This window comes from Dictyobacter sp. Z7_2, assembly GCF_057551105.1.
This window is the reverse complement of sequence record NZ_BAAJPE010000002.1, coordinates 1,452,558-1,467,529: the sequence shown is the minus strand read 5'-3', so window position 1 is coordinate 1,467,529 and position 14,972 is coordinate 1,452,558. Positions and strand designations below refer to the sequence as shown.

Annotated in this window: 14 protein-coding genes; 4 read left to right on the top strand and 10 right to left on the bottom strand. The window is 48.7% G+C overall.

The window, feature by feature from the left end; genetic code table 11:
• Positions 1–10 precede the first annotated feature (10 nt).
• Positions 11–562 (top strand): gamma carbonic anhydrase family protein, encoded by a 552-nt coding sequence (locus tag AC27N8_RS19520; RefSeq protein ID WP_487069076.1) that lies wholly within the window; start codon positions 11–13, stop codon positions 560–562.
• A gap of 31 nt (positions 563–593) precedes the next feature.
• On the opposite strand, the gene AC27N8_RS19515 is transcribed toward AC27N8_RS19520, so the two are convergent.
• Entirely contained in the window at positions 594–2,597 is a 2,004-nt protein-coding gene (locus tag AC27N8_RS19515) for a copper resistance CopC/CopD family protein (RefSeq protein ID WP_487069075.1), read from the bottom strand.
• Positions 2,598–2,931: 334 nt separating this feature from the next.
• Here AC27N8_RS19515 and AC27N8_RS19510 point away from each other — a divergent pair, with 334 nt between their 5' ends.
• On the top strand, positions 2,932–4,257 hold the full coding sequence (locus AC27N8_RS19510; RefSeq protein ID WP_487069074.1) for a glycosyltransferase: 1,326 nt from the start codon (positions 2,932–2,934) through the stop codon (positions 4,255–4,257).
• Between the two features lie 170 nt (positions 4,258–4,427).
• Here AC27N8_RS19510 and AC27N8_RS19505 read toward each other — a convergent pair whose 3' ends face one another.
• The 6 genes from AC27N8_RS19505 to AC27N8_RS19480 form a co-directional block, all read right to left on the bottom strand.
• A complete protein-coding gene (locus AC27N8_RS19505; RefSeq protein WP_487069073.1) occupies positions 4,428–4,886 on the bottom strand; it encodes a nuclear transport factor 2 family protein in 459 nt (152 codons plus the stop codon).
• Between the two features lie 121 nt (positions 4,887–5,007).
• The gene (locus AC27N8_RS19500; protein ID WP_487069072.1) at positions 5,008–5,502 is read right to left on the bottom strand and encodes a DUF427 domain-containing protein; all 495 of its coding nucleotides are present in this window, start codon (positions 5,500–5,502) and stop codon (positions 5,008–5,010) included.
• Positions 5,503–5,548: 46 nt separating this feature from the next.
• Positions 5,549–6,658 carry a class I SAM-dependent methyltransferase gene (locus tag AC27N8_RS19495; protein ID WP_487069071.1) on the bottom strand — a complete coding sequence of 370 codons (1,110 nt, stop codon included), beginning with the start codon at positions 6,656–6,658 and terminating at the stop codon, positions 5,549–5,551.
• Between the two features lie 125 nt (positions 6,659–6,783).
• Positions 6,784–7,806, bottom strand: a complete 1,023-nt coding sequence (gene holA, locus AC27N8_RS19490; RefSeq protein WP_487069070.1) for a DNA polymerase III subunit delta — start codon at positions 7,804–7,806, stop codon at positions 6,784–6,786.
• A 12-nt stretch (positions 7,807–7,818) separates the two neighbouring features.
• Positions 7,819–8,169 (bottom strand): PTS sucrose transporter subunit IIBC, encoded by a 351-nt coding sequence (locus AC27N8_RS19485; RefSeq protein ID WP_487069069.1) that lies wholly within the window; start codon positions 8,167–8,169, stop codon positions 7,819–7,821.
• Positions 8,170–8,261: 92 nt separating this feature from the next.
• A complete protein-coding gene (locus AC27N8_RS19480) occupies positions 8,262–10,034 on the bottom strand; it encodes a bifunctional lysylphosphatidylglycerol flippase/synthetase MprF (protein WP_487069068.1) in 1,773 nt (590 codons plus the stop codon).
• 356 nt (positions 10,035–10,390) lie between these two features.
• Between AC27N8_RS19480 and AC27N8_RS19475 the strand changes: the two genes are divergently transcribed.
• Positions 10,391–10,753: a DUF4870 domain-containing protein gene (locus tag AC27N8_RS19475; protein ID WP_487069066.1), complete on the top strand. Its 363-nt coding sequence runs from the start codon at positions 10,391–10,393 to the stop codon at positions 10,751–10,753.
• 145 nt (positions 10,754–10,898) lie between these two features.
• Here the strand turns inward: AC27N8_RS19475 and AC27N8_RS19470 are convergent, their stop codons facing one another.
• The 3 genes from AC27N8_RS19470 to AC27N8_RS19460 all read right to left on the bottom strand — a co-directional run bounded on the left by AC27N8_RS19470 (position 10,899) and on the right by AC27N8_RS19460 (position 12,883).
• Complete coding sequence (locus AC27N8_RS19470) at positions 10,899–11,375, bottom strand: DUF6789 family protein (RefSeq protein WP_487069064.1); 477 nt, start codon at positions 11,373–11,375, stop codon at positions 10,899–10,901.
• A gap of 83 nt (positions 11,376–11,458) precedes the next feature.
• A complete protein-coding gene (locus AC27N8_RS19465) occupies positions 11,459–12,319 on the bottom strand; it encodes a DUF92 domain-containing protein (RefSeq protein ID WP_487069062.1) in 861 nt (286 codons plus the stop codon).
• A gap of 102 nt (positions 12,320–12,421) precedes the next feature.
• Positions 12,422–12,883, bottom strand: coding sequence for a RusA family crossover junction endodeoxyribonuclease (locus AC27N8_RS19460; protein ID WP_487069060.1), 462 nt, complete (start codon positions 12,881–12,883; stop codon positions 12,422–12,424).
• A gap of 154 nt (positions 12,884–13,037) precedes the next feature.
• On the opposite strand from AC27N8_RS19460, the gene AC27N8_RS19455 reads away from it, so the two are divergent.
• Positions 13,038–14,957, top strand: a complete 1,920-nt coding sequence (locus tag AC27N8_RS19455; RefSeq protein ID WP_487069058.1) for a hypothetical protein — start codon at positions 13,038–13,040, stop codon at positions 14,955–14,957.
• Positions 14,958–14,972: the final 15 nt, after the last annotated feature.

The following is a 14,972-nucleotide window of genomic DNA, read 5'->3' as shown; positions in this document are numbered from 1 at the left end:
CTCTAAATCGATGCCTATTTTGCCTTATAAGGGAGTCTGGCCGACTGTCGCTGAGGATGTTTTTATTGCACCTGGCGCAATGGTAATTGGTAACGTGACACTTCATACCGGTGTAAGCGTCTGGTACAACGCCGTCCTACGCGCTGACAGCGCTCCCATCGTGGTGGGAAGCCGGAGCAATATTCAAGATAATTGTACCCTGCATGTCGACGCTGATGCTCCTCTTACGATTGGTGAAGAATGTACGATTGGACATAATGCCGTCGTTCATGGAGCTGTTTTAGGGAATCGGGTTCTGATTGGCATGAATGCAGTTGTCCTCTCACATGCCACTATTGGGGATGAGACGGTGATTGGAGCCTGCGCTTTGGTGAGTGAGTATAAGGACATTCCTGGCGGCATGTTAGCCCTGGGAGTGCCTGTACGTACAGTACGCCCCCTTTCTGAGACTGAGCATTCTTCGCTGCTCCTGAGTGCGCTCCATTATGCCGAATTAGCGCAAGACTCTCGCAGTGAAGTTGCTCAGGTCTCAGATCAATCCTCTACGCAGGTATCCTCATGAGCTATGTTTGAAGCGGCGTCAGGATGTGATCCTACGCCGCCAGTGTAACCGTAAAGGTCTTCTTCAGTATCTCTTGTCCAGGACGTTGAACCTCAATTTGAAGCTGCCAGACTCCAGCCATATCAAGCGTGGCATTTTTATCAAACGTTGCCACGTAGAAGGGGTCGCCCTTCTCGATTGTGGTTTCGCTTGTCCCCATATCCATAATCTGCATGGCCATACTGATCTTTACCCGGGCATCAGTGACTGGTTGCCCATTAGTATCGGTAATAATCATAAGCAAGGTGTGTGTGGAGTTAGTACGCGCAGGGAATAGTTGTACCGTCACTGTAAGATCCCCCATTTGCTGGGTTTCTGTGTTGATGGCGCTTGTTCGAGTCGGCGTATCTTGTGCATTTGCATAGGCGCTGTCTGGATAGACAATCGGTGGTGCGAAGAAGGATTGAATCGCTGAACAGAGGATAATCAGCGCTCCACAAATAGTCAACGCCTTGGTGGTGAATTTTAACAGGCGCCCTGTATTGCTTAGTTTGGATTGGCGTATCCGCCTTGTGGGTAGATCAGCCTTGACGACTGGTAAAAGGAGTGCCTGGTGAGTAAATTTTGGACGTATGACATATAAGGCGTAGAGACTCAGGAATACTGTAAAGATCGTTAGCACAATTTGTATTGTTAGCGTGCGCCCAAAGGGATCGTGCAGAAATTGTCCCACATTACTGATACTGGCCTCTCCAAGAAAGAGTCCGCTGACGATCTGGATGCTCATTCCTGCCAGGAGCAGGGGGGTGAGACGACGCAATACAACGGTAAGAGTCTCGGTATTGTACTCAAGCTCTACTCCTGTAAGTAACGGTAGCAAGACAAAGGCCAGATAGGTGAAGCCTCCTAACCAGATCCCTTGTGCGATAAGATATAGCCAGCCAAATACATAGGCACTGACGATGGGATGAAGGATGGGTACTATTGAGCTGGTAAAGGTAAAGGTAAGCGCTATCAATCCAGCCAGGAGTAACCAGATCCATTTATTGCGCGCAGGATCTGCGGCTGGCGGTTCTGGCGAGGGCGTTTCGATCAACTGGATGGTGCGGCGAGGGCTATTGGGTTTCATATCTTGTGTAGAGAGCCGCTCAAAATTGGTAATCGGCTCTTGATCCTGTTCCTGCTGACTATTTTTTCCTCGTTGGGTCTGGCGCAGAAAGATGATCGCGATGATGATGAGTAGTAACCGTAGCATCCAGACCCAGCCATAAAGAGTATCTGGAATAATGTGTACAAGCATTTTGATATCGAGTGCCTGTGCTACCTGGTTATGTATGACGGTGGCGAATTGGACTATGCGCAGTATTAATGTGATACATTCACCAAAGAGCAGAATCAGGAGACAAAGCCACTCGATCTGATATGTCTGTTTTCTTACCCGGGGAAAGAGCCCCGTTCCACGTCCCTCGGCGAGAATGATCTGCTCGATAACGAGTAAACCAATCCAAAAAGTGAGCGCAATGAATGTTAGCCATTCCCAACCGATCGAGAGTAAGGCGGTGATATCTAGCTGTTGGATGCTCGCTAACGCATTGCTACTTGTTGGGCCAAGCGTAGCTGTACCAGCTATTCCTGTCCCCGAATAACCGACGTCGAAACCTATGATGCCATAGGTTGTCGTTCCATCATTGCTTGCCACGGCTGTCCAGAGAACTTCATAACTACCCTTTGGCTGCGATGCTGGCGTCTTAAGTGGAATCGTCAATTCTTCGGCGTTGGTCGAGGAGATAGTACCCGGGGCGGCATTGATATCCACAAGGTTCCCGTTTTGGATAGAATAAATATGTGCGCTGCTCAACGTACTGATTGGTGCATTAAAAAAGATACGTACCTCGCTCGGAACTTTGTCGATGGTCGATCCATCGACGGGATCTGAGCCAATGACGTACGCATGAGCCTGGGCCGCTGGCGGTATGACGATGAAGGTCATACAAAAATAAGCCAGGAAGCTAAGGAGCAGTGCTATGGGTATCACAAGCAATCGTCTTTGTCGCATACGTTCTCTTTTTTTGTGCGCGTTCCCGTAGAAATAAATTGTCACCTTGAATGTGACATGCTCTGTTTACAATCGGGATACCGCGCGTCTTAATAAGGCACATCAATAAGTGCCGTGATGCATCATTGAGTATGTATGATTGTACACCAGCCTGAGGATGGTCGGCAATATCACTTTTCCTCCATTTTCCATTTTCGCCGAGACCACCTTACGTGCAGGCTATGATTTTTGGCTATTTATCCTGTAAAATGGGATTCAACTAGCCAGATAGGATATAATTGAGGCGAAGTGTTGTCTTTATCATGTCTGATAAGTATATAATTGATTGGAATAGATGTTCCCTCAAAAAAAGAGTCTTTATATGAAAAAAAACAGTTGGTGGCGATCGTGGCCTCGCCTTATGCTATGGTCGCACGTTGTGGGCGTAATAGGATTTTATTGTATCTTGTGGTGGCGGACTTTTCCTCGTAAAGAAGATCGTTTAAAGATACTTCCTCCTCTCGTAGAGGCGCCCAAATCTGCCTCCGGACAAGATGGCCAAGTAAGAGAGAATGCGGTACCATTTGTTTCAATTATTGTACCTGCTCGTAACGAGGAGCTGAATATAGAACGTTGTGTGAACTCACTATTAGCGCAAGATTATGAGCACTTCGAAGTAGTTGTCGTTGATGATGGGTCAACCGATCGCACGCCTGTACTCCTCGATGAGTTGGCTCGAACTCATCCACATGGTGATCGTCTCTGGGTACTCCGGCTGCGCGATGAATTGCCTGCCGGTTGGGCTGGTAAGCCACATGCGCTTCATCGAGGTGTCCAGGAGGCCAATGGTAATTGGTTTCTGTTCACCGATGCTGATACGTGGCACGCACCGAACGCGCTGCGCTCTGCTCTCGCGCAGGCTGTGGATGAGCATGCCGATCTGTTTACTTTAGGCACCGAGCAAGAGCTACCAACTGTCTGGGATCGTATCCTTATGCCGATGGCGTATCTTGGTATCAGTATGCTGTATCCACCGCGCCTGGTGAATGATCCAGATAGCTCGCTGGCGATCGCCAATGGACAGTACATTTTGATGCGACGCGAGGTGTATGAGCGTCTGGGTGGCTACGATCGTCCAGATATGCGCGATACTTTATTGGATGATCGGGATTTAGCCGCTTTAGTCAAAACAAATGGCTATCACTTGCGCTTTGTTGATGGTTGTGGGCTTGTTCATGTGCATATGTATCGGGATCTGCCCGCTTTCTGGAGAGGATGGCGTAAGAATTCCTATCTAGGGAATCGGGGTGGTCTGCTGTTTGTCTTGCTCGAACTCTTTGGGCTGCCAATGATTACTGTTATCCCCTTTCTCTTGCCGCTACTGTTCAAATTATTACGCTTTGGTAAACATGCATCTGTATCTAGCGGGGAGACTACACTTGCTACAGGGCTGGAGATGGTCCCTTTACTCTCTTATCGTGTCTGGCTGAATAAGCAGCTGGATGTGCCCTGGTATTATGCCTTTACGCATCCTATCGCAGGTGCCATCTTTGAAGGTATCCTTGGACAATCCATGTGGCGCGTGATTACTAAACGTGGAGTCGATTGGAGTGGCCGGATCTATCATAACGAGAACGCCCAAAAGAGTACAATGGATCTGGATACAAAAAGTCTGGGATAAATAGTTGGATCAAAACACGGATACCTCTTGCAGTGCGTGATGCTCACACGCGAGTCTCTGTGGCAAAGACCTGACAAGAGGTATACTGTAAGTTTTACTTTATTCTATGTAGATCCTCAATTTTTATGTGTGAGCAGGACGAAAAGGTGATACCGTCCACACAAAAAATCTTATTGTGCAAGGGTGAGGTTTATTCCGAGCTGTTTGATAAGCCCGACGATGCCACCTCCCTCAACCCTTTTGACATCAAACATGACAATGAGGTTATGCTCTACTCTATATGTGACCTCTTCTGAGGGCAGTGACACACTGTTGGCCGTTTGTGGGATGGGTGGCGTGCCAAGCACCGGGATGATAAAGCTATCTGTCTGATAACCGGTGACGTGGATATTGCCCGTGATCGTTTCGCCTTCTTCAAGTACATTATGTAAATTGAAGGCCAATCCTGGGATGCCCTCTTTAATGCCGCCGATTAAATCGAAGAAGCCGTTTTTGTTCAATGGCTTTGGTGTCCATCCACTGAAGACAAAGTCATCAGCGAGATATTCGATGGCGCTCTCAAGATTATTATCATCTAAAGCTGTCATAAAATTTTTGACGTTGTCGGAAGGCGCATCAGCTATAGTCATACATGCACTCCCTTTCTGATAGTTTTGGTTTCGCACTATGATGGACTCATGTTGCTATCTTTTGTGGTAGCGACATACGAAAGGCTTAGCTCTCTGCGATGAGGAACATATCATACTTATTTTACCATCCAAATGTTCCTGATCCCCCTTTAAAGGGGCCGACAATATCGTGAGTGATCCAGCCTCCATAAAAGTCGCCTGGCTGTGATTGTACCTTTTCGCCATCGACATAGCAGGCGTCCATCTGAGATGGGTAGACCGCTATGTGATCGGCAAGCGCTTCATATCCTTTGCTCGGACGTGGATAATACCAGGCTCCATCGTGAATAGTTTTATCGGCAACTTTGATGGTGTAGTAAGATGCAGTCCCCTTCCACTCGCAGTAGGTGTGATTGCTGGATGGTAAAAAGTACTGCATTTGTATATCTGCCGGAGGAATATAGTAGACCGGAGGATGACTGGTTTCCAGTATCCTTTTGGCACGTTGCGTCTCAGCAATGACGATACCATTAAAAACAATCTGAATGCGTTTATGGCTATCCTCAAGTCTGGGAGGACGTGGATAATCCCAGACCGATTCTTGTCCCGGTCCTGGTTCAATTCTTTTCCGCAACATATGTTTCCTCCTTATCGCTAGCTCTATAGCTTTTAATCTCTGCCGGTTAGCGCTTGAGGATGAGGACTTTAAAGTTTCCCATTCCTCTTGGATCGGTGAGTGCAGAGACACGTTGACGCAAATTATACCACTGGAGCATGGCTGTCTGTCCTTGATCGCTGGCGCGGTCCTGATCTACGATCTCAAAATGTTGTTTGTGGATACGATCGAGTTCTTCGTAAATGCCTGTATCCATCAGCCACTTGCGCTGCGTGGTGAATGTCTGCAGATGGAGTCCTTGTTGGCGTCCAGCCTCGATCAGCGCCGTGAAATTGACGTGGGCCGTGATATCCTGTGCTCCCGGTCGTGCCAGAGGTCGATCAGTAAATTGATGCTGGTAGTAACTGGCCAGCGTGCCATGATAGCGATCGGGCGTGTAAAGCTGTTTGGCGCTATCGCCGTAGTCGATGGCGAGCAAAAATCCCCGTCTTTTGCGTTTGGGTGAGTTACCAAGGAGTAATTGACAGGCTTGCTGCATCCAGGTATAAGCATCCAGATTGATCTCAGCTCGCCAGCCATCAGGAAATGTGTACCAGGGGATTTTAAAGTGTTCGAGGTATGCGCTCAGGGTCGGATCTGCTGACTCATCAAATGTTTCGGCAAAGTGCCCCTGATCAATGGTTACGTATAACTCACGGAGTCGCTTGTCTTTTTTCTCCACTACATGGACCGGAAAGGCATCGACTAATTCATTCGATAAAATAACGGCCGGAGCAAAATCCTCTACTTGTATATGTAGAGCGTCCTGACCAAGTTTGATGTCGCTCTGCCGATAGTCGAGGGCTGTGGCAAAGGCCTGATTTTCCTGATTGGCCCAGTTTTTAATTTCTGCTGCCAGATCGCCACGTCCGGCCCCTTGTTCAAGTACACGAAAGTGGATGGGAGATCCCAATTGTTCCCATATCTGTTTTAGCTGGCGGGCCATGCAATGCGCAAACAGATTAGAGACATCGGTGCTCGTATAGTAATCACCTTCCCAGCCCATTTTGGCTGCGCCAGTGACATAATAGCCAAAGTTTGGCTCGTACAGAGCCATCCGCATATATTCGGCAAACGTGATGGGGCCTTCTTGTTGCATGCGCTCGATGATCGCGTGTTGGAGTGAAGATATTTGCATAATGCCAGACTTTCTCTCTCTCTGTTCCACTTTATGCGGGACTGGTATGGCTGTTTTCTGCTGACATTGTGTGTAAGAGGATGTGCATCTGTCAAGTATATGATTTGATCAGTGAGCCAGAGAGTTTACAGGCCGAAGTTGACGATCAGCAGGTCGAGTGCCAGTTCTGGTGTCAGGCGACTGCGTTTGAGCGCGGCATCGGTGGCGAGGAGCTGGCGATATGCGTTCTCTAGCTGCGTGACGTTAAAATTACCTACCTGCCGCAACGCTTTGTCGGCGATAAATGGAGCAATGCCCAGTGTCGAGGCGATCTGTCCACCGCGTAAGCCCTTCTTCGCTAATTCCTGGACAAGGAGCAGTGAGCGTACTTGTGAGGTAATGGTGCTGATCATTTTGAGGGGAGGCTCGCCATCGGCTAAAAGATCATGCAGAATGTTGAGAGCCTGTTTGCGATTGCGCTGAGCTAAGGCATCGGTGAGATCGAAGATGCGTGCCTCTTGTACGTGTGCCGACAATTGGCGGACATCTTCGACTTTGATCGTTGCGCCGGGTCCAACGTACATGGCTAGCTTATCGATCTCGTTGGAAAGGAGGCGTAAATTATTCCCGATGAAATTTGCCAGGAGGCTGATCGCCTCGGGAGCGATCTTTACTCCTGTATTTTTAGCACGGTTAGTGATCCATTTATCCAGTGCCGCCCCTTTGGGGAGCATACTTTGGAATATCTTGCCATGCTGTTCAGCAGCTTTGACAAGCACATTACTGCTATCCAGCGCCTCATCAACGCACACAATTAATATCGTTGTATCAGGCATGATTGCTACATGTTCTGCAAGCTCTTTTTCAAAGCCTGCTCGACCAACGGCAGATTTACCACCCTTTTTACCTTTTTTGGGCTTGCCGCCTTTGGTTGTATCTCCTGCTGAGGACGTGGTCTCACCACGTTTCTTTTTGGGCAAGCCATCCACAATAATCAGGCGTTGCTCGCTCAGAAATGGAAGCGTATTGCTACTCATCACGACATTTTTGATGTCGACATCCGTTCCCGCAAAGACATCCTCATTAAATCCGAAGTCCCCCTGTGTGCGCAACTTTTTGAGGTGTTCACGACTGGAGAACTCATCTTCACCGTGCAAAAGATAGAACATGACCACAAACCATTATTCTTGTGTGAGTTGCCTGCGGTAGTCGCGGCTATTGCGACTGGCCACAATCATATCAACTGCTATGCCGCCGATTAATCCTGCTGCGGCACAGAGGAGTAATCCACCAAAGAAGGTCGAAGCTCCGTTGACGCCATCCATAGGTGTGGAGCGGAAAAGTGTGCCAGCCCAGCCGAGCACAGCGATAAATGCGATGAGTGCGGCTACAAAGCCACCGATGATTACAGCCAGATGATTTTTGACTGCACTTAGCCAGTAGACGAGGAAGAGAGCAATAGGTAGTGCGATTAAGAAGCCAAAAAAGGCTCCGATATTTGTTCCATCGAGGGATAAAGCGCTGAGAATCATGAAAAATATGCCTCCTGAGGATAAAATATTTGAGAGCATGTGTATCTGCCATGTTCATTATACGGCAGTTTAATTACTTGTGACAACATATTTTATGCTTTCACCGTTTTGAGCGTGTTCATGGTCGTATTCTCTTCGGAGGTTGATGGATGTTGCCATTCAAGTAATGTGTGACGCAGCATGCTCAAGAGAGAGGCATCGGTCTGATGAGCGTTATAGAGCGCCCAGCCAATTTTCGGCAAATTCAAAGCATCGGAATAGACCAGGTAACGGCTTTCCCAGGTCGGCTGGAACTTTTTTTTGAAGTTAAAGAGCGATTGATTACGACTCGGATTGCCAAAACGATCGCTCAAGAAATCGATACTGGTACCAAGAAATGTCTCATCCTCTTCATTCGCGTTGCTGAGTGGCGCCAGGCCCAGACTGACTGTCTGGTAGTTCAGGTTTTTCATATATTCTATGGTACGCGCAAGCAAGAGCTCCATAGAACCGGGGGCACATTGCTCAGCGCGGCGCATCAAATCAAGTCCCCAGCCTTTGCGACCGTAGATGGGGATAAATGAAACAAATGCATGAACTTTCTGCTGCTCGTCCACGGCTAGAGCATAAATCTGTTGTGGATCTCCCTGAATATCGAAGTGGCCCATACTAAAACCCATCTCGGAGCCGCCTTTCGAGGCCATCCAGTGCTGAGAGATCTGGTCCATCTGCTGTAATTGCGAAACATCGGTTACCTGTCCACGATAGAAAAGGACACGCAAACCATCTTTCTCAGCGCGTTTGGCGCTTGAGCGCACATTTGCCATGGCACCTCCCTTGAGTGTAAAGGCCTGCGCGTCGATGATCGCGTCCTCACCGATTTTTAGAAGATGGAAACCGGCCTTACAATAGAGCTCAGCTGTCTTGTCACGAATTTGCCAGAACACAATAGACCAATCCTGCTCATGGCAGAAAGCGACAAATTGTCCTATGATCGAAGCCTGCTCATCTTCGGGGCCGATCGGATCACCTGCGACGACCGCTGTGCTGCCTTGCAAGACATAGCTGATGACGGACTTATCCGATGTCGAGAAGAAGTAGGATTTCTCGTGACTTAGTGCAAAATAGCTGATGGAGTTGGTACCGTATCTGCGGACGATCTCATCGACTTTATCGCGTGTCGTGGTATCAGGGAGCAGGACGGCAGCGACCGGACGGAAAATTTGGGCCATGCCGTAGAGGACGGCACTGATGCAGAGGAAAGGAATGGCATGTTGGAAGACAAATGCCTGAGTCGCATGGGGAATCCTTGGTCCACCATGCTCGATGATCTGGACAATGACTCCATGAACTCCCACACGATCAACCCAGGGCTCGAATTCATCGTAGAGTGCGATAAAGCCTCCGATCGCGTAAAAGACGACGATACCCAGTCCCAGGCAGAGAGCAATGTACCCTCGGCGTACCGATGGAGGATCGCTTCTCGCTTTGAAGAAACGTGACAGCAGTAATAGCGTTAATGCAAACACAAGCGCAATCACGGTTGCTAACACTGAGCCACTGCGCTGAATGTGGAGTACTGCTGATATGAAGAGCAGTATGAGTGTGATATTTCTGGCGTGTTTTTTCCCTCGCGCGAGGCCGTAAGAAAGGAGAATAAGAAAGAATCCTATCACCACAGTAAATGTTTGTGCCGGCACGCGATGGTTGATAATAGGCCACGCTCCCAGGAAAAAGCTCCAGGCAAAACGCGGTACGATGGATGATAACATATCTGAAATGCCGACCAGCCCTGTAATCAGCCCGGCAAGATAGCGGATCAGGTGTCGTATACGATCGGATTTGATTGTTGCTTGTTTACTTACTGCTTGCATAAAGCCCTTCATTAATCACATCTCTTTACTGAACGTCGAGGAAAAGAGGTGCGCGTTATTGTACTCTATAGCGGATGACGTTCAATCAGGATCATTTGTCACGCTTCGTACTTTTCTCCTACAGATAATAAGGAAAATGATGCCATATAAACAATTTCTTATTTGTCTATAATATCCTACGCAAAAAAATTGTATGCGAGATTAATTAAAACTAGAGATGTAGAAGAAGTGTTTGTGCCGTCAAGATGGTTGGGGCGGTTGCAACGTCTTCACTCTTTTTACGTATATGCTTGTAGCGATACAGATCGGAGAAATAGAAAGGACTTGTAACAGGTCCTTAATTTGCAGAACAGTGAGGCATTGAATTGATGCATAGAATGACGACGCTTGGACTCGATGAGCGCCTTGAGCGTGTTCTTGCTTATTCGTTGTTCTGGGTGTCGGGGCTCGTGCTCTTGTTGGTGGAGAAAAACCAGAATGTACGTCGGCATGCGTTGCAATCGTTGATTACATTTGGCACGCTCTCGTTGCTCATCGTTGGGGTTACGATGCTGAACGGAATGTTATCGTGGATTCCTCTGTTAGGTATCTTGACTTCCTTCGGGTTGCAGTTGCTCTTACGTATCCTGTGGTGGACATGGTTTATCGTGTGGATCTGGCTCCTTGTGATGGCCTGGTCGCGTCCGAACTATCGTTTGCCACTGTTAAATGGTTGGATACAAAAACCGTAAAGGTTGATGGCGCAGATAGAGTGAACTATGTCGCAGGGCGTATCTTCATGGATGGGTTAGTGGCCAGGACGGTGAGTGGATAAGCAGGTCTGGTTGCCAGTGCAACGAGGCCTGCATTTTTTATGACAGCAAAGGCCTGGCTCTATTACCTGTCTTTGTATAAGAAGCCCAATGTGAGTCCAAAGACAAGATGACGAACGATGTTTTGCCAGAATGAGGTCCAGTTAGCCAGTTCGGGCAGCTCTTTGTTCTTGATCAAAGGATGATGCTTATCCGCCAACGGAGTAAGCCACCAGGCACTGATAATAAACATCTCGCCGAAAATGGCTCCCCGGAGCCAATCAGGACCGGGCAAGAAACGTTTCAGGATAGCGGCATAGATCTCAGCTAAAGCTACTCCATTGAGAAAGTGAAGAACCCAGGAAAGAATAGTAACCTTTTGTGTGCGCTTTTCGCCTTCTATGAGTCCTTGAATGAAGCGTACATCGCTGAAGCGATTGCCAATCAAGAACTTGTCGCCTTCCATGGCAATACTGTATGCCAGCGTTGCTACCGCTCCTATGAGGGCCGCTTTACCCGGTTGCCATCCCGGCGTAATGATTTTTCGTAAAAAAGTGTTCATATAAATGAAACCATTCCCTTTAGTTTTATGTGTAACCTACATGATAGGTGATTTTTGTGACGGGAGTTCTACTTTATAGTATATTAGGGATGCATCTTCCACCGGGTGAAGGGTAATTGTAGACAGATAGCAATGATACTTCCACTGAGAGTGGTTAAAAAGTTGACTGCATCATTATCCATCCAGCGTATGCCACGCAGATACGTAGTAGCTGTGCCACAATTGTGGATATGTTTCTCTGTTTCCTTCTGACAGTTTGGACAGGAATACATGGCCTGAACCGTGGCTCCAAGGAGGCTATCAAGCAGACTTCCTCCAAACCCGCTCAGGAGCGCGTTCATAGGTAAGAGGGCTGAAGGTCTGCGCTTGAACAGGTTAAAGGCTATCCCCTGGGCCAATGCTCCGCCAGCGGCGGCTCCTGTGCCAAGGAGGGTAATTCCGCCGGAAGTACCGGGAGTGGTGGGTTGTCCGGAGGTAATCAAGCGTGGCGTCTGTTGACTGAGTACGCCTATCTCTGTGGCCCAGGTATCAGCGTTGGCTGTGGCTAAGGCGCCTACAAAGCCGGCCTCGTAGATTGAGCGCCAGGCGGGCGATTGAGTTAGTCCATACCCTAACGCCATTGCAGTGGCGACACCACCGTTGGCCGCTACCTGCGCAATATCTCGCTGCGATCCTTTACTAAATTTATCGGCAGCTACCTTTGACTTAGCGGCGGCACGAAAATGTGAGAGTAAGCTTGAGGTGACGAAGAAAAAAATCAATGAGAGTCCCCAGGCTGTTCCACCCAGACCGAAGGTGGTAGTGCCAGTGATGACTGCGCCGGCGACTCCGTTGCGACTGAGAGAGCGGCGGCGATATGCCAGTAGCCCGATACCAGTGCTACACAGAAAGCCGATCAGCAGCCGTGAGCGAATGGTGGGACGGGGAGGGGATAAATTAAACATAGACTAGTACCTCATAAAATTTTTTGATGGATTTTGTTACAGAATTCAGTTGTGAATAGTTCTATCTTAAAGAAGGCGTAGTTGAAAGACAAGTATTCTTCTTCATGGAAGAAGAACGTACTCTGTATCGAAATGCCAGTCGGATATCGTCTCCAACTCAACATAGAGGTGCGGATGTAGTGGGTCTATATGTTTCATTAAATGAATATCCACTACACGATTGTCATTTAGTTGTAACCCTTCGCAAATCGCATCTTGCGTAATTTTTAAACCTCCATCGAGATCTCGCCGGAGGGGTGTTGAGAAATAGAAATCCATCAGAAACGCCAGATGACCTTGTTGAAATTGAGATCGTAATGCCTCATGAAGTAGTCCCTGTTGTTCGAGCTGACGTAAAAGTGTATGGACGTTGCGTTTAAATCTGCGGGCAACCTGGGTGCTCACCCGGTGACCATTTACTGTGGCATATTGTTCATTGATGCTTGGTGGAAGCGGCAGGGTAAGGCACAATCGAGGTGGCGACGAAAACACTTTTCCACCCTGACTCGTAGTCTGCTCATGCATAGCGGCCTCCTACTTCTATAGTACTTTTGGAATAATTATACCGTGCGTATTGTATCATATCAACGTGTCTTATCTATTCAATCATTATCATTGTCAAGCTGGAGAAAGAGTGATACACTGCCAAGAACGAGCCTGGCGAAAGTGAGGAGCAAAAGTGATCAAGTGTAACCGCTGTGGAAAAATGACCCCGGCTGGCGCATTTTGCCAGTCATGTGGCACGCCACTCGCCGGAATGGTAGAAAATGAGTCATCTCAATCATCTCCAAAGATGGTCTATCAAGATGCGCCAGAAGTACCAGCCTGGCTAGAGTCGTTACGTGCCGGGGAGCGACCCGCTGCCCCCGTAAATAATCCTGTGAACACGGGTTTCTCTCCATCAGAGCTCATTGATGAAGGGTCTCTCCCAAGTTGGATGAGTTCAAAGCGGGGTGATACAAGTAGTAATACTGGAGCCAATCCGTCTTTTCCAAGCTATGCGACTCCATTTCCTGGTCAGTCACCAGATGCTGAAAAGGGATCTTCAACTGGTTTTCAGGCACAATCGTTAATCGATGAGAAATCGTTGCCATCATGGATGCAGGCCGGCAACCAGACAAACAGTCAGATAGGCTCCTCGCCAGCGCATGCAGAAGGTCTTGCGGCCTCAAGTTTGGTCCAGCAAGAGAATTTACCGGATTGGATGAAGACACTTCAACAACAGCCAGCTCCACAACGAGGCAACGAGCGCGGGAATACCGGTCAGGGCAAGTCGATAGGTCAAAGTTCCTCTGCTTTTCCTACGGTAGGACAACCAACATCTCCTCCTTCATCGGTGACCTCTGGTTTTGCTGCTCGTGATCTGATAGATCAGCAGTCATTGCCCTCATGGATGAAGCCTCAAGGTGAGCGTGCTAACGATAATAGTGGCTCGTTTGCGTTTAATCAGAATCAAAAGCAGAATCAGCAGAGTCAGAGTGGATCTACCGGGGCACAGCCCTCTTTTTCGGCGTCATCCTTGTTGGATGTGGATTCTCTGCCTTCCTGGTTACGTGAGGGGAGTCAGAATTCCAGTCAATATCCACGCTTAAATACCAATGCACATGGAGCTGTTTCCCCAGCGGGTCAAAATGCGGCACAGGGAGCTTGGCCAGCTGTTCAGCCATCAAGCGCGGCCTGGCCGGGAGCAGGGCCAGTGAATCCTGCGGCTCAGGCTCCTCAGATGAATGCTGCACCCCCGGCAGAGGGAGGGGCGTTATCGGCTTCCTCATTCATTGATAACAACTCGTTGCCGAGCTGGTTACGTTCCGGTCAGTCCGCGAATATGCCTCCTGCTCAGCCTGCACCATCGCCTGCGCCACGACCGGGATCTTCTTATACGATGCCTCCACGCGTAGAAAATATGCGGGTGCCGAGTCGTCCACGTGGTGAGGTAAATCCGACTGAGACGAGCGAAATGGCGGCAAACGTGTTTGCTTCTATGCTTGGTGTTGCATCGACGGCTCCAAATTATCCCGCCTCTAACCAGCAGCCCGATCAATCCAGACAGAGTGGTGTCTATGGACCAAGCAATCAAGCTGCGCAAAGTAATTCATATGGACCGGCCGGACAAGGTGCTCCTATGAATATGAATACCTATGGGCAGTCTGGGCAATCCGGGCAAAGTTCATATAGTTATGGACAAGACCAGCCAGGGCAGGGGCAAGCCAGTTCTTATCCTCAATGGAGCCAGTCGGCGACGCCTCAATCTCCGTCGGGTATGAGCGGTGCGCTTAATCCGGGAGGGATTTCCAATACGCCCGCAGGCCTGGGGGGCAGCAATGCGTTTCCACAGAACTACGGTGCTGGAAACAGTATGTCTGGCAGTTATAATAATACTAATTATGCGGGTAGCGCTCAGGGGCAGATGAATGCTTCACTGGGCAATAATCAGTCTTTGAATGGAAGCTCGTCGATGAGTAGTAGCTCATATTATGGCAATAGTGCTCAGTCATCGTCAAATTCGTCCGCGCAATCATCGGCCTCTGATGGAGCCAGTGAGTTGAAGAATAAGAAGCGCAGTGTATTCGAAGCGATTCGCGAATGGCTTTCTCGTTAGTTTCTAAAGAAGAAG

What these genes read in the sequence shown, in the direction of transcription:
- AC27N8_RS19515 (WP_487069075.1), bottom strand. Translation starts at nt 2,597, where the DNA reads ATGCGACAAAGACGATTGCTTGTGATACCCATAGCACTGCTCCTTAGC.
- AC27N8_RS19460 (WP_487069060.1), bottom strand. Translation starts at nt 12,883, where the DNA reads ATGCATGAGCAGACTACGAGTCAGGGTGGAAAAGTGTTTTCGTCGCCA.
- AC27N8_RS19480 (WP_487069068.1), bottom strand. Translation starts at nt 10,034, where the DNA reads ATGAAGGGCTTTATGCAAGCAGTAAGTAAACAAGCAACAATCAAATCC.
- AC27N8_RS19520 (WP_487069076.1), top strand. Translation starts at nt 11, where the DNA reads ATGCCTATTTTGCCTTATAAGGGAGTCTGGCCGACTGTCGCTGAGGAT.
- AC27N8_RS19505 (WP_487069073.1), bottom strand. Translation starts at nt 4,886, where the DNA reads ATGACTATAGCTGATGCGCCTTCCGACAACGTCAAAAATTTTATGACA.
- AC27N8_RS19500 (WP_487069072.1), bottom strand. Translation starts at nt 5,502, where the DNA reads ATGTTGCGGAAAAGAATTGAACCAGGACCGGGACAAGAATCGGTCTGG.
- AC27N8_RS19495 (WP_487069071.1), bottom strand. Translation starts at nt 6,658, where the DNA reads ATGCAAATATCTTCACTCCAACACGCGATCATCGAGCGCATGCAACAA.
- holA (WP_487069070.1), bottom strand. Translation starts at nt 7,806, where the DNA reads ATGTTCTATCTTTTGCACGGTGAAGATGAGTTCTCCAGTCGTGAACAC.
- AC27N8_RS19470 (WP_487069064.1), bottom strand. Translation starts at nt 11,375, where the DNA reads ATGAACACTTTTTTACGAAAAATCATTACGCCGGGATGGCAACCGGGT.
- AC27N8_RS19510 (WP_487069074.1), top strand. Translation starts at nt 2,932, where the DNA reads ATGTTCCCTCAAAAAAAGAGTCTTTATATGAAAAAAAACAGTTGGTGG.
- AC27N8_RS19485 (WP_487069069.1), bottom strand. Translation starts at nt 8,169, where the DNA reads ATGATTCTCAGCGCTTTATCCCTCGATGGAACAAATATCGGAGCCTTT.
- AC27N8_RS19465 (WP_487069062.1), bottom strand. Translation starts at nt 12,319, where the DNA reads ATGTTTAATTTATCCCCTCCCCGTCCCACCATTCGCTCACGGCTGCTG.
- AC27N8_RS19475 (WP_487069066.1), top strand. Translation starts at nt 10,391, where the DNA reads ATGCATAGAATGACGACGCTTGGACTCGATGAGCGCCTTGAGCGTGTT.